The 13,552-nt window shown below is 47.0% G+C and carries 12 protein-coding genes; 10 read left to right on the forward strand and 2 right to left on the reverse strand.

Going from position 1 to position 13,552, the window contains the following annotated elements:
- Positions 1-10: 10 nt before the first annotated feature.
- The gene (locus DF182_RS18720) at positions 11-1,351 is read right to left on the reverse strand and encodes a DUF4270 family protein (protein ID WP_113617353.1); all 1,341 of its coding nucleotides are present in this window, start codon (positions 1,349-1,351) and stop codon (positions 11-13) included.
- 247 nt (positions 1,352-1,598) lie between these two features.
- Between DF182_RS18720 and DF182_RS18725 the strand changes: the two genes are divergently transcribed.
- The 5 genes from DF182_RS18725 to DF182_RS18745 all read left to right on the forward strand — a co-directional run bounded on the left by DF182_RS18725 (position 1,599) and on the right by DF182_RS18745 (position 6,396).
- Positions 1,599-2,594, forward strand: a complete 996-nt coding sequence (locus DF182_RS18725) for a Kelch repeat-containing protein (protein ID WP_211327163.1) — start codon at positions 1,599-1,601, stop codon at positions 2,592-2,594.
- Positions 2,587-2,931, forward strand: coding sequence for a DUF4907 domain-containing protein (locus tag DF182_RS18730; RefSeq protein WP_113617355.1), 345 nt, complete (start codon positions 2,587-2,589; stop codon positions 2,929-2,931). Before DF182_RS18725 ends, DF182_RS18730 begins: the two co-directional genes overlap by 8 nt.
- Before the next feature lie 183 nt (positions 2,932-3,114).
- Positions 3,115-4,389 (forward strand): sensor histidine kinase, encoded by a 1,275-nt coding sequence (locus DF182_RS18735; RefSeq protein WP_113617356.1) that lies wholly within the window; start codon positions 3,115-3,117, stop codon positions 4,387-4,389.
- Positions 4,386-5,096, forward strand: a complete 711-nt coding sequence (locus tag DF182_RS18740) for a LytR/AlgR family response regulator transcription factor (protein ID WP_113617357.1) — start codon at positions 4,386-4,388, stop codon at positions 5,094-5,096. The genes DF182_RS18735 and DF182_RS18740 overlap by 4 nt, the downstream gene beginning before the upstream one ends.
- 172 nt (positions 5,097-5,268) lie before the next feature.
- On the forward strand, positions 5,269-6,396 hold the full coding sequence (locus DF182_RS18745) for a cysteine desulfurase family protein (protein WP_113617358.1): 1,128 nt from the start codon (positions 5,269-5,271) through the stop codon (positions 6,394-6,396).
- A gap of 76 nt (positions 6,397-6,472) precedes the next feature.
- Here DF182_RS18745 and glmM read toward each other — a convergent pair whose 3' ends face one another.
- Positions 6,473-7,852, reverse strand: a complete 1,380-nt coding sequence (gene glmM, locus DF182_RS18750; RefSeq protein ID WP_113619635.1) for a phosphoglucosamine mutase — start codon at positions 7,850-7,852, stop codon at positions 6,473-6,475.
- 158 nt (positions 7,853-8,010) lie between these two features.
- Between glmM and DF182_RS18755 the strand changes: the two genes are divergently transcribed.
- The 5 genes from DF182_RS18755 to DF182_RS18775 are packed head-to-tail and all read left to right on the forward strand — an operon-like array spanning position 8,011 to position 13,430.
- The gene (locus tag DF182_RS18755) at positions 8,011-10,032 is read left to right on the forward strand and encodes an LTA synthase family protein (RefSeq protein ID WP_113617359.1); all 2,022 of its coding nucleotides are present in this window, start codon (positions 8,011-8,013) and stop codon (positions 10,030-10,032) included.
- Between the two features lie 25 nt (positions 10,033-10,057).
- Positions 10,058-10,807 carry a class I SAM-dependent methyltransferase gene (locus tag DF182_RS18760; protein WP_113617360.1) on the forward strand — a complete coding sequence of 250 codons (750 nt, stop codon included), beginning with the start codon at positions 10,058-10,060 and terminating at the stop codon, positions 10,805-10,807.
- 2 nt (positions 10,808-10,809) lie between these two features.
- Positions 10,810-11,388 carry a phosphatase PAP2 family protein gene (locus DF182_RS18765; RefSeq protein ID WP_113617361.1) on the forward strand — a complete coding sequence of 193 codons (579 nt, stop codon included), beginning with the start codon at positions 10,810-10,812 and terminating at the stop codon, positions 11,386-11,388.
- Complete coding sequence (locus DF182_RS18770) at positions 11,385-12,116, forward strand: ZIP family metal transporter (protein ID WP_113617362.1); 732 nt, start codon at positions 11,385-11,387, stop codon at positions 12,114-12,116. Before DF182_RS18765 ends, DF182_RS18770 begins: the two co-directional genes overlap by 4 nt.
- A gap of 24 nt (positions 12,117-12,140) precedes the next feature.
- Positions 12,141-13,430, forward strand: coding sequence for a hemolysin family protein (locus DF182_RS18775; protein WP_113617363.1), 1,290 nt, complete (start codon positions 12,141-12,143; stop codon positions 13,428-13,430).
- Positions 13,431-13,552 lie beyond the last annotated feature (122 nt).

Consider the following 13,552-nt stretch of genomic DNA (forward strand, 5'->3'; position numbering starts at 1 on the left):
GTCATGTCCGTTATTTATACAACAGGTAGTACACCTGGACTTTTATTTTCTTTTTAGCGATCTGCTGATCGTTTGCTATCAGCCGGTTGAGGGTATTCCTGCCGGCGCCGCCGGGAGTTGTCAGCAACAGACCACGGGTGCCCGCCAGGTCTGCGGACAGCTGCGTGTTACAATAGTTGGTGATATCGTAGGAGTAGTAGGTGTTTTCGTTATACTGATTATCTATAGATAGATTGCCATAACCGATGGTGTCTGTTACGGTGTTGGTTTTGTCTACCTGGCAAAGGGCCAGGTTAGAAGGTATCTGGCTGCTGTTGGTGTAAGTGCCGGTGGCAGGATATACGGTCAGTACTACTTTCATGATCTTAAAAAACTGTCCCAGTTGCTGCATGTTTTTCAGAAAAGGAATATCGATACGTGTAGCCACGCCCGTGAGTGACTGTGTAAACGTCATATTGCCGGTGGCGGCAGATGGCAGCTCTTTTACAGGACCCTGTAGTTTTTCCAGCGGACTGCCAGTACGGTTGCTCAGTACCTGGTTAAACTGCAGTTCACTGGCATTCATTTTAAAGTCTACATATCTGGCTGTTGGAATCAGTTCGTTGATATGATAATACAAACGCATGGTCAGCGAAGTATCTATCGCCTGGAATGCCATGACAGACGCGCTTCCGGGTCCTGGTGTAATCTTCAGCCCCGGGAAAAAATTAAGGAAGCTGGAAGTAGGGAAGATATCAGGGCTTTTGTCGCGCACCATGGCAAACAGCTGAGCGCCCAGTGCATCAGACATTTTTATGGAGATGCTTTTATCGGTCTTAGGCCGGATGATGCCGGTGAAAGTGCCCAGTGGTGTGCTTTCTGCGGTGAAGTCACTGTTGTTGTACAGGTAGAAGAATGTTTTGGCAAACTGGATCGATTGTGTGACACGATACACCTGTAAACTTTGTGGTATGGTGGAATCGCCGGCAATGTACCCGGTGGGCCTCATGAGAAGCCGCAGTGAGTCGAAGCCGGAACCGTTGACAGGGATATCTGTTGAAGACGGTGCCTGCAGCTGGAAGAAAGAGTTAATGGTAGAAGTACCGAAATGGGAATCTGCTTTAACACCAGTGAGTAATATCCCTGAGCCGGAGGTGGGCACCGAATCATACTGAATGGTTTTCATCGTCAGCGACAGGGTATCGGTGAGGATATAATCTGTTTGCTGGTTATCTACCACATTATCGTAGGCGAAACCGGTCTTCTGGCAGGAGCTGCAGAGGACTGTTACAAGTAGGGCCATAACGGTAGTCACATATATAATACCGCCTGAGCACTTTGCACCTTTGTGTGAAAAAAAAGTCGCGTTCATGGTGCGCAATTTTAGACAGGATCGATACTTACAGTTGCTGTAATATGCCAACGGCCATTATTCATCGATGAATCCTTTAATCTGTTCTTTATGCTGCCAATAGTGCCCTGATAGCCATTAAGGAGGAAAGATTACTGCTGGGAGATGAAAAAGCGGTATCTGTCATTTAAAAAGAGGGGAATGTCTATTTCCTGTTTGCCGGAATGCTCCTGCGGATAATTTTGGCAACAGTAAAAAGAACATGCTAATGCGTTATTTAAAAGGTTACAGTTTATTATTGGTCGCTTCCCTGATGGCCTGTTCCAAGAGTTCCACCACTACAGATAAAATAGGCAACTGGATCAAACGTTCCGAATTTGAAGGAGTGGGCAGGAGCGCTGCTGCGTCTTTTGTGATAGATAACAAAGCCTATGTAGGTACCGGCTATGACGGTGAAAACAGACTGCAGGATTTCTGGGTATATGATGTAGACCTGAACCAGTGGACACAGAAAGCAGCATTGCCTGGTGTGGGCCGCAGCGGAGCCGTAGGAATGGCTATGGCAGGAAAAGGTTATGTAGGCACCGGTTATGATGGTCTCAACAAACTCAGTGATTTTTATCAGTATGATCCTGCATCCAATACCTGGGCCCGTAAAGCTGATTTTGCCGGCACTGCCAGATATGGTGCCGTAAGTTTTGCGCTGAATGACAAAGGATATATCGCTACAGGTTATGATGGCAACTGGTTAAAAGATAACTGGCGTTATGATCCTGCTTCCAATGCCTGGACACAGGTACAAAGCCTCACCAGCGGTAAAAGACAGGATGGCAACGCCTTTGTGATCGGTAACAAGGCTTATGTGTGTATGGGTACGGCTAATGGCACTTATGTATCCGATTTCTATGCTTTCGATGGTGGAACTGAAACATGGACAGCCCTGCGTGCTATTGATAACGTGTCTGACCAGAGTTACGATGATAATTACAATTTTAAAGGAAGTGGTGCTGCTGCGTTTGCCATGCGCGGACTGGGATACATCGCAACCGGTACCAAAACGGGCCTGTCTACTGCTGTGTGGGAGTACAATCCCGGTACTGATCTGTGGGTACAGAAAACAGATTTTGAAGGAGCTGCCCGCAATGGTGCTACCGGCTTTACTGTAAAAGATCGCGGTTTTGTGGTACTGGGTACCAGTTCCAGCCAGCCGTTCGATAATATGTTTGAATTTGATCCTACAGCGCCATATAACCAGTATGACTAAACGAAAATTATTTATCCTGGCAGGAGCAGCAGTATTACTATTGCTGCTGATAGTTGCCAGGTATCGTAAACCGGCGTCTGCACAGCAAGACGGCATGGTGCAACTAACAGTGGTGCCTTTCGAAATAAAGGGTGGATGGGGATATAAAGTGATGATGGATAACAAGCCTTATATCTATCAGGATGTTATTCCGGGTGTTGCGGGCAATCGTGCTTTTCATTCGAAAGAAGATGCACAAAGGGTAGGTAACCTGGTGCTGGAAAAAATGATGCAACACAAATTACCAGCTGTTACGCTGGCTGAATTAACAGAAATGCAAGTGGCCGGTATACAATAAGGATGTTGTTTGTTCAACGGGTTTGATCTCACCTGGTTTTAATCACTAAAAACCGGGTGGGATTCCCTATTTTAATAAGATTTTAATCTCAATTAATTTTAACAATCCGTTATACCAGGATTAACAAACTTTAACACAAGCGTAACCGGATACGGTCGTATGTTTATCGCATCAAACTAAGTGATGCCTAATTTTAAACGGATACTAAAAAAACGCCCTGTCGTCGTGGCCCTGCATGTGTTGGGATGGGTATGTTTTTTATTCTTTCCTTTCTTCATTTATCGCATACAAATTCTGCACAAAGGATTTTTCATCAAAGAGCTGATTGATAATCTCTTTCTGATTGCTATTTTTTATCTGAACATTTATGTGTTGATTCCTCGTTTTTTCAACCGGAAAAAAATAGTACTCTATCTTTCCACGGTGATGTTGCTCGTGGTGTTTATCACGATACAACAGGCAGCGCTTGATTATTATTTCTTCAGAAATCTGGCGGGCCGCCCTGCGATGATGACATTGCGCCTGGATAAAAATCATCTGGAAGAAAGTGTAACAAGAGGAGGCTTTGCACCGTTTCACCATCGGTACCGGTTAATAGGAGAGGAGGTGTCGGAGATGGCTTCGGTGGTTGCTGCGCCGGCAAAAGGAGATGCAGCTGTTTTTGGAATGGGCAAGCCGGTGGTATCTACGATGCCAATGCCGCCGCCGCGCTTATACCGTATAATGGGAGAGAAACCTTCTTTCTGGGAATACCTGCTGTTCCCGGAAGTGCTCCGCCGATCCGGCTTTTTTGCACTGCTGATGTTGTTTATGAGCGGTTTTATTAAGATAGCGGTGGAGTGGTTTGAAAGTGAAAAACAGCGGGAAGCGTTGAAAGTAGAAAAACTGAATGCAGAACTGAAATTTCTGAAGTCGCAGATTAATCCACATTTCCTTTTCAACTGTCTGAATACGATCTATTCGCTGGCACATAAACAATCCGGGCAAACGGAACATGCTATCCTGAAGTTATCAACCATCATGCGATATATGATCTATGAATCCAATGAAGCGAAAGTACAGCTGGAACAGGAACTAAAATACCTACAGGACTACATTGACATACAGCGGCTGCGGCTGCCACAGGATATAGAGATCCAATATACCTTAAACGGCCAGCCTGCCAGCCTTCAGATAGAGCCCATGCTACTGGTCCCTTTCGTGGAAAACGCCTTTAAACACGGTATCAGTTACGCGGAAGACTCCTTCATCAACATCGATATTACGATCGCCGAAAATATGATCAGATTAATGGTCAGAAACAGCCTCTTTAAAGAAAGGGTGGCTGAAAGAGGAGGTATTGGATTGCAGAATGTGTTGAAGCGGCTGGACATGCTTTATCACGGTGACCATGAAATCACTATCACGGAATCAGACAACCAGTTTATTGTGGATCTTAAAATAGTATTGAAAAAATGATAAAGTGTATTGCTGTGGATGATGAGCCGCTGGCACTGGAAATCCTGGAGGACTATATCCGTAAGGTACCCTTTCTTAGCCTGGCCGGTAAATTCGAAAACGCGGCTACCGCCCTGCGCTTTATCCAGGAAGAACCGGTAGACCTGGTATTCCTGGACATCAAAATGCCCGATATTACAGGCATACAATTCCTGAAATCCCTGAAATATCCGCCCATGGTAGTTTTTACAACCGCCTACGGCGAATATGCCCTCGATGGCTTTAACCTCGATGTGGTAGACTACCTGCTGAAGCCCGTGCCCTTTGAACGATTCCTCAAAGCCGCCGCTAAAGCCAGTGAAGCCTTCTCGGCCAATCAGCAGAAAACAACCCAGCTGGACCCTGCCTGGACCAACGACTACATCTTCATCAAAACGGAATACAAAATCATCAAGATCAATCTTGAAGATATTCTTTTCATCGAAGCATTGAAAGACTATACGAAAATCTATACTCCCAATCTCCCTGTGCTCACCCTGCGCAGTCTCAAATCATTTGAAACCCGTCTTCCGGCAGATAAATTCATCCGGGTACACCGCTCTTACCTGGTGTCGCTCAGTAAAATCAACTCTGTGGAGAAAAACACCGTCATGATTGCCAATCAGTCTATTCCCATCAGCGATGGCTACCGCGAACGCTTTTATGACGTGATCAACAGAAACTCCTGATCATAGGATGGTTATTTAAAATACAGCGATGACGATCAGCAGACAAAGCCTATAGCCGCTGTAGGCTTCACTTTATTTTAAATAACCATCTGTTCGGATCATCATATTTTCATTTTTTTTCGGAACTTTGGTGGCACCATTCAAAAAAGACCTTAATCAAAAACCACCAACATTGGAAAGAATTTATTTTGACAACGCAGCAACTACCTCCCTGGACCCGGTGGTATTAGATGCCATGCTGCCGTATATGACTGAAAAATTCGGTAACCCATCCTCCATCTATTCTTATGGTAGAGAATCCAGGCTGGGCATCGAAAATGCACGTAAATCCGTAGCAAAGACCCTCAATGCGCACCCGGGAGAAATATTCTTTACCTCCGGCGGCACAGAGAGCAGCAATACGGCCATCAACGCGGCAGTGAAGGACCTGGGATGCAAACACATCATCTCTTCGCCCATTGAGCACCACGCCACCCTGCATACTGTAGAGTACCTGCACCATCACGACGGTGTGGCCCTGTCATTTGTCAAAATATTGCCATCCGGCCATATTGACATGGACCATCTCCGTGAACTGCTGCAAGGCTCCAAGGAAAAATGCCTGGTGACACTGATGCACGCCAACAATGAAATCGGCAACCTGCTCGATTTACACGCAGTAGGTACCCTCTGCAAAGAGTTTGACGCCATCTTCCATTCAGATACCGTACAAACTGTAGGTCACTATCCTTTTGACCTCCGTAATACGCCGGTACACTTCATCACCGGCGCGGGTCACAAGTTTCACGGTCCTAAAGGTGTAGGTATCCTGTACATCAATGAAAACGTGAAAATCACGCCTTTCATCCAGGGCGGCAGCCAGGAACGCAATATGCGCGCCGGTACCGAAAACCTGTACGGCATCATCGGTTTCGCCAAAGCACTGGAACTGGCCACAGAACACTGCGAAGAGCATCGTCAGTATATCAACGACCTGCGTCAGTATATGGCTGCAGAACTGGAGAAAAACATTCCGGGCGTAGCCTTCAACGGCGACCTGCACGGACGCAGCCTGTACACCGTGCTGAACGTGTCTTTCCCTAAATCGGAAAAGAGCGAGATGATCCTGTTCAACCTGGACATCAACGGTATCTGTGCCTCCGGTGGCAGTGCCTGTACCTCCGGTGCCAACGCCGGCTCCCACGTGATCAGAGCCATCAACAGCAATCCTAACCAGATCGCGGTACGTTTCTCCTTCTCTAAAAACAATACCAGAACAGAAATAGACAAGGTGATCACAAAACTGAAAGAACTGATCTGAGACTTTCAACTTGCCCAATAAAAAGAAGACCGAAGCAGTATTTGCTTCGGTCTTCTGCTTTTGAAAAGAAAAAATCTTACATAAACTCCTTGATGTCCTGCATGATCCGTTTCGCGATATTGTCAGCTGTTGTTTCATTCTGACTTTCAGCGTAAATACGGATAATAGGCTCTGTATTGGAGGTGCGCAGGTGTACCCAGTCTTTGTCGAACTCGATCTTCAGGCCATCTTCCGTGTTTAACGGTTGATTTTTGTATTTGCCTTTGATTTTTTCGAAGATGGTTTTTACATCTACTCCTTTGTCCAGCTCGATTTTGTTTTTGGAGATGAAGTAATCGGGGTAGCTGTTACGCAGCGCTTTGATGGTTTTTTTGCTCTGTGCCAGGTGGCTCAGGAAAAGACCGATGCCGATCAGTGCATCACGGCCATAGTGCAGGTCCGGAACGATGATACCACCGTTACCTTCGCCGCCGATGACAGCCTGGGTGTCTTTCATTTTCTTTACCACGTTTACTTCTCCTACGGCAGACGGCGTGTATTCGCCACCGTGTTTCAGCGTGATATCTTTTAATGCCTGGGTGGAAGACATATTGGAAACCGTGTTGCCTTTGCGTTTGCTGAGCACATAGTCCGCAACGGCCACCAGGGTATATTCTTCACCAAACATGCTGCCATCTTCACAAACGAAGCAGAGACGGTCCACATCCGGATCTACGGCGATGCCCAGATCTGCATTGGATTTGTCTACTTCATTGGATAACGCAGTCAGGTTTTCGGCCAGTGGTTCAGGGTTGTGGCTGAATTTACCATTCACTTCCTCGAACAGTACCTGTACGTCTTCCACGCCCAGTGCTTTGAGCAGTGGTGGTACAAACAGGGCGCCGGTAGAGTTAACCGCGTCCACTACGATTTTGAAGTTACGCTCTTTAATAGCGGCCACATCCACCAGAGGATAGTTCACTACCAGGTCTACATGTTTCTGGAGATAAGAATCGTCCTGGGTGTAGGAGCCGAGTTTATTCACATCCACGAAGTTAAAGTCTTCGCGTTCGGCGATATCGAGCAGCTCAGCGCCGTCTGCGCCGGAAATGAATTCCCCTTCTGCATTCAGCAGTTTAAGGGCGTTCCACTCTTTTGGATTATGGCTGGCAGTGAGGATGATACCGCCCGCAGCATTTTCCATTTTAACGGCAATTTCCACAGTGGGTGTGGTAGACAAGCCCAGATCAACTACGTCGATTCCCAGGGCATTCAGTGTGGAAACTACCAGGTTTTTCACCATTTCGCCGGAAATACGGCCATCACGGCCGATTACCACTTTGCGGTTCTCGGTCTGGCGGGAGAGCCAGGTACCGTAAGCTGCTGTGAACTTCACTACATCGAGGGGAGAGAGTCCTTCGCCGGGCTTGCCGCCAATGGTTCCGCGAATGCCGGATATTGATTTGATCAGTGCCACGAGATTCAATTTTTTTAAGGAAGGCAAATATAAAAAAATCCACTCCAGATTTCCTAATTATGAAAAGATGACGAACCTCCCCCCTGAAACAGCCATTTTCCCCACTCAGTTTTCATTATATTTGCAGCTACGCTTTTAAAAAAACAGCTATACGTTGCATGCAAAACTTCTGGAAGAATATACCCCGGTATATTCGTTATGTGGTTGTTCAAACACTCTATCTCTTCCTGTTGATGGTGCTGTTCAGGGTTATTTTTTACCTGTTCTTCTTTAAGTCAACCATTACCAGCAGTGCTGTAATTACAAAGGCGTGGTACCTGGGCCTCAAGTTTGATCTCCGGCTGACGTTGATCCTGGTAGTCCCCATCGCCATCATGGCGGTCATTACCCGCAACCGTTTTTTTACCTCGAAGGTTATACGCAATATTAACAGAACCTATGTTTTTATTGTTTTTACTGTTCTTACCTTATTATTTATACTCGACCTGGGACATTACGACTATCTGGGCATACGCCTCGACCCGTCTATCCTGCGTTTCCTGGCTAAAGGTGAGCGGGCCGACAACGCCCGGATGGTATGGCAAAGTTACCCGGTGGTACGTGGCTTCCTGGGTATCTTCGTATTCCTGTACCTCGTATTCCGCGTGCAAAGACGTACCTGGAACCGCCTGGCCGCCGAGCCACCGGTATATCTCCGCAACTGGCCCTTCACCGGCTATGTCACCGGACTTACCCTCCTGATCGCCGCCGGTATCTATGGCAACTTCGCCTATTTCCCGCTGCGCTGGAGCCAGGCCATGTTTACCCGCGATAACGGTGTGACCAGCCTGGGACTCAACCCCATCCTGTATTTTGTCTCCAATTTCTCCGTACAGGGTGATACCTACGATATCAATCTCACTAAAAAATATTATCCGTATATCGCCGAATACCTGAAGGTAGACAAGCCTGATGTGGAAAAACTGGACTACCGCCGCACGGTCCCCGGTGATTCCACCAAACCAAAACTCAATGTCATCCTGGTGATGCTGGAGTCTACAGGCGCTGCCCCTACCAGCATGTACAACAATCCCATGCAGGCCACGCCTAATATGAAACGCCTGGCCGACAGCGGTATACTCTTCAAAAATTTTTACGTGCCGGCCATCAGCACCGCCAAAACTGTTTTTGGTGTGACCACCGGCCTGCCCGACATAACTGCCGTGAAAACGGCCAGCCGTCATCCTAAAATGCTGGACCAGCGTATCGTCATGGACCAGTTCAAAGGATATGAAAGACTGTATCTCCTGGGTGGTAACACCAACTGGGCCAACATACGCGCCGTATTCACCAACAACGTGGAAGGTATCAACATCCACGAAGAAGGGATGTACAAATCCGGCAAAGCCGATGTATGGGGCATCTCCGACTATGACCTGATCACCGAAGCCAGCGAAATATTCAAAGCCAGCAACGACCAGAAAAAACCTTTTGTGGCTTTCCTCCAGCTGGCAGACAACCACCCGCCTTATACCACCACCAGCGGGGCCGGTGATTTCAAAAAAGTGACGGAAAAGGACATCGATATGGAAAAATTCAAAAAATCCGGATTCGTGTCCATCGATCAGTTTAATGCCCTGCGTTATGAAGACTACAACGTGGGCCACCTGATAGACATGGCCCGTAAAGATGGTTACCTCAACAATACCGTCTTTATGTTCTTCGGCGATCACAACTGTATCCTCAATCCGTACTCCTTTATGCCGCTGCCGGAGTATGAACTGGCTACCGGCGGGGTACACGTGACAGCTTTTATGTACAGTCCCGGCCATGTGGCACCTCAACAGGTGATCAATACACCCGGAAGCCTCCTGGATATCTACCCTACCATGGCCAGTATGGTAGGCATGCCTTATAACAACTATACCCTGGGTACCAATCTGTTAGACAGTACCCGGGTAAATGATAAATATGTGTTTGTCACCTATTTGCGTAATCAGCAGCCTTATTACGCGCTCATCGGTGACCGTTACCTGTACGAGATCAATATGGTCACTGCAGCCACTGCACTGTACGACCTGCAGGCCGATCCGACAAAGAATATACAGGCACAACAACCGGACACTGCAAAAAATCTGGATAATTTAACACGCGGCTTCTACGAAAGCACGCGATATTTGATGTTTAATAATAAAAAATAACTGTTGCCACGGCAATTTGCGAATTATGGAAATAGATATAGACAAAAGCTGGTTTAAAGATTGGTTCAATTCTCCTTACTATCACCTGTTGTACGCCAACCGGGACGAACAAGAGGCAGCTGCATTCATTGACAAGCTGCTGGCTTATCTCCAGCCCCCTCTGCATGCGGAGATGCTGGATGTGGCCTGTGGTAAGGGCCGTCATGCCAAATACCTGGCAGACAAAGGATACGATGTTACCGGCATAGATCTTTCCATAGAGAGCATTAATATCGCCAAGAAGATGGAAAATGAGCACCTGAGCTTTTTCCAGCACGATATGCGACTGCCTTTCCGTGTCAACTACTTCGATGTGGTGTTCAACTTCTTCACCAGCTTCGGTTATTTTGCCTCCCCGCGCGATAATAACAACGCCCTCCGTACCCTGGCTAATGCGCTGAAGCCCGGTGGCAAACTGGTACTCGATTACCTGAACAGCCCGTATGTGGAAAAACACCTGGTATATGATGAAGTGAAGGAAAAAGATAATGTGGTGTTTGATATCCACCGGGAGTTGAAAGATCATAAATTCCTCAAAAAAATTAATATTCTCGATAAAAACCTGATGAGAAGGCTCACCTATGCTGAGAGCGTCAATGCCTTTAACCGCGAGGATTTTGAGCAGATGTTTGCCAGACAGGGACTTGTTATTACGGAAATTTTCGGAGATTATCATTTTAACAGCTATGACGAAGAGCGTTCGCCACGCCTCATCCTCGTTGCTACAAAACCTTAGCCATGCTTGAAAGTATCCTGAAACAGGACCTTCGGTTATTCTTCCATATCAACGGGCAGTGGCACAACGCTGTGCTGGACTATATCCTGCCCCTGGCAAGGGAGCCATATATGTGGGCGCCGCTGTACCTGTTCCTGGCCTTGTTTATCACCATCAACTACGGCTGGAGAGGCTTCTGGTGGATTCTTTTTTTCCTGCTGTGTTTTGCGCTGGCAGACCAGAGCAGCCTGTACATCAAACAGGCATTTGGCCGGGTCAGGCCCTGCCGTGATCCGATTGTGTCACATTATGCACGGATACTGGTGGGGTATTGTCCAACGAGCGGAAGCTTTACCTCCAACCATGCGGCCAATCATTTTGCATTGGCTACGTTTTGTTTCTTAACTTTAAAATCAGCATTTGGCCGGTACACCTGGTTATTTTTTCTGTGGGCGGCCCTGGTAGGTTACGCACAGATATATGTTGGTGTGCATTACCCGCTGGACGTTGCCGGCGGCGCGGTACTGGGCATATTCATAGGGCTGCTGAGTGGAAGTTTCTTTCAACGCCGCATTAGACTGGAGCCTGAACAAACATCATGAACTGGAATTATCTTATACTTATATTATTGGCTACGTTTGGCGGTGGGCTGATCCCCATGACGATCAGGCGTATCAATGCCAATTTTACCATTTACCTGCTGGCTTTTACCGGCGCTTTCCTGTTTGGGATCACCATCATGCATCTTCTGCCGGAAGTGTACCATGAGTTGGGACATAATGCCGGCATTTATGTTGTTCTTGGTTTTTTCCTGCAGGTATTCCTTCAGCAGTTATCACATGGTATGGAACATGGACACACCCATTTACCGGGTGAAAACCACCGCCATATCGCGGTAATGCCGTTGCTGCTGGGACTTTCCATCCATGCTTTTATGGAAGGTATCCCGCTGGGATTTCAATATGAAGATAAATCCGCGCTGCCATCTTTAATGGTGGGCGTGGCTGCGCATAAAGTACCGGAAGCATTAACACTGATCACCGTGATGATGCATGCGCATAGGAAAAAGGCAGAGCTGTGGCGTATACTCATCGCTTTTGCCCTCGTTACCCCGCTGGCAGCCGTATTGGCCGGGTGGATGGGCAACCGCTTTGAGATAGTACAACACTACCTGCTGTACGTGGTGGCCCTGGTGATCGGCGCGTTCCTGCACATTTCCACCACTATATTCTATGAAAGCGGCACCAAACACCATGAACTGAGTGGAAAAAAAGTGATGGCCATAGCGGCAGGACTGGTGCTGGCATTTCTTACCCTTATATTTGAATAATTTTTTATTTTTAGACTTTAAATCATGGAAGTCGTCATTATCTTCATCCTTATTTTAGTGAGCGGCATATTTTCGATGTCGGAAATAGCCCTGGTCTCGGCTCGCAAGAGCAGACTGGAACAACAAGCTAATAAAGGGGATGAAAAAGCAAAGGCCGCTCTGAAGCTGGCCAATAAACCGGAAACTTTTCTTTCTACCGTTCAAATCGGTATCACACTCATCGGCATCCTCATCGGTATCTACTCCGGTGAAACGATCAAAGACGAGGTAATGGCCTGGCTCAACCAGTTTCCCGCTGTTATCACCTATAGCAACCTCCTCGCCACTATCATCGTTGTTATTGTCATCACTTATTTTTCCCTGGTACTGGGCGAACTGGTACCGAAAAGAATAGGCACCTCCAAACCGGAAGCCATCGCCAAAATGATGGCCAAACCCATGCAGGTAGTATCCTGGCTCACTTTCCCGTTCATCGCACTGTTATCCGCCTCCACCAACTTCCTGGTAAAAATATTTAATCTGCAGCCTGAAGAATCGCAGGTGACAGAAGAAGAAATTAAAGCCATCATCAGTGAAGGCACTACTTCCGGAGCTATCGAAGAAACAGAACAGGAAATTATCGAAAGAGTATTTCATCTGGGCGACCGTAATATCACCTCGCTCATGACCTACCGCAACGATATCACCTGGCTGGATATTAACGAAACACCGGATCATTATCAGCAAAAGATTCATGAAAGTTTGCATAATGTTTATCCGGTATGTGAAGGCCAGATAGACAGTATCAAAGGCATCGTGTCTATCAAAGATCTGTATGCCGTGGCAGGTACTTCCACGCCACTGGCGCAGATTATACGCAAGCCACTTTTTGTTCCGGAAAACAATACCGCCTACCAGGTACTGGAAAAGTTTAAGGAGACCCACGTACATGCCGCGTTCATCGTTGACGAATATGGTACGTTTTTGGGTATGATCACGCTCAACGATATTTTGGAGGCGATAGTAGGTGATATGCCGGAAACAGAAGAAGCCGATGATTACGAAATGGTGCTGCGCGAAGACGGCTCCTGGCTGGTAGATGCGCAGATTCCGTTTTATGATTTTCTGGCAGAATTTGATAAGGAAGACTGGATGTCTGAATTTGAACAGGACTTTGATACCCTGGCCGGATTTATTCTCCATCATCTGGAACATATTCCGAAAACAGGGGAGAAATTCCTCTGGCGCGGCTTTGAGTTTGAAATAGTGGATATGGATGCTCATCGTATAGATAAAGTACTGGTAACACCACCTGTGCAAACTGAAGAGGAGTAACAGACCAACCATCCCCCAAAGCAGGTACATTTCGCATGCGTACTTACCCGTAATTCGTGATTGTCCGGGTGGATTTATTTGATTAAATCCATCTTTGTACTATTTTTGAGCACTTTTTTACA

Origin of the sequence: Chitinophaga flava (assembly GCF_003308995.1) — a bacterium.
GTDB lineage: Bacteria > Bacteroidota > Bacteroidia > Chitinophagales > Chitinophagaceae > Chitinophaga > Chitinophaga flava.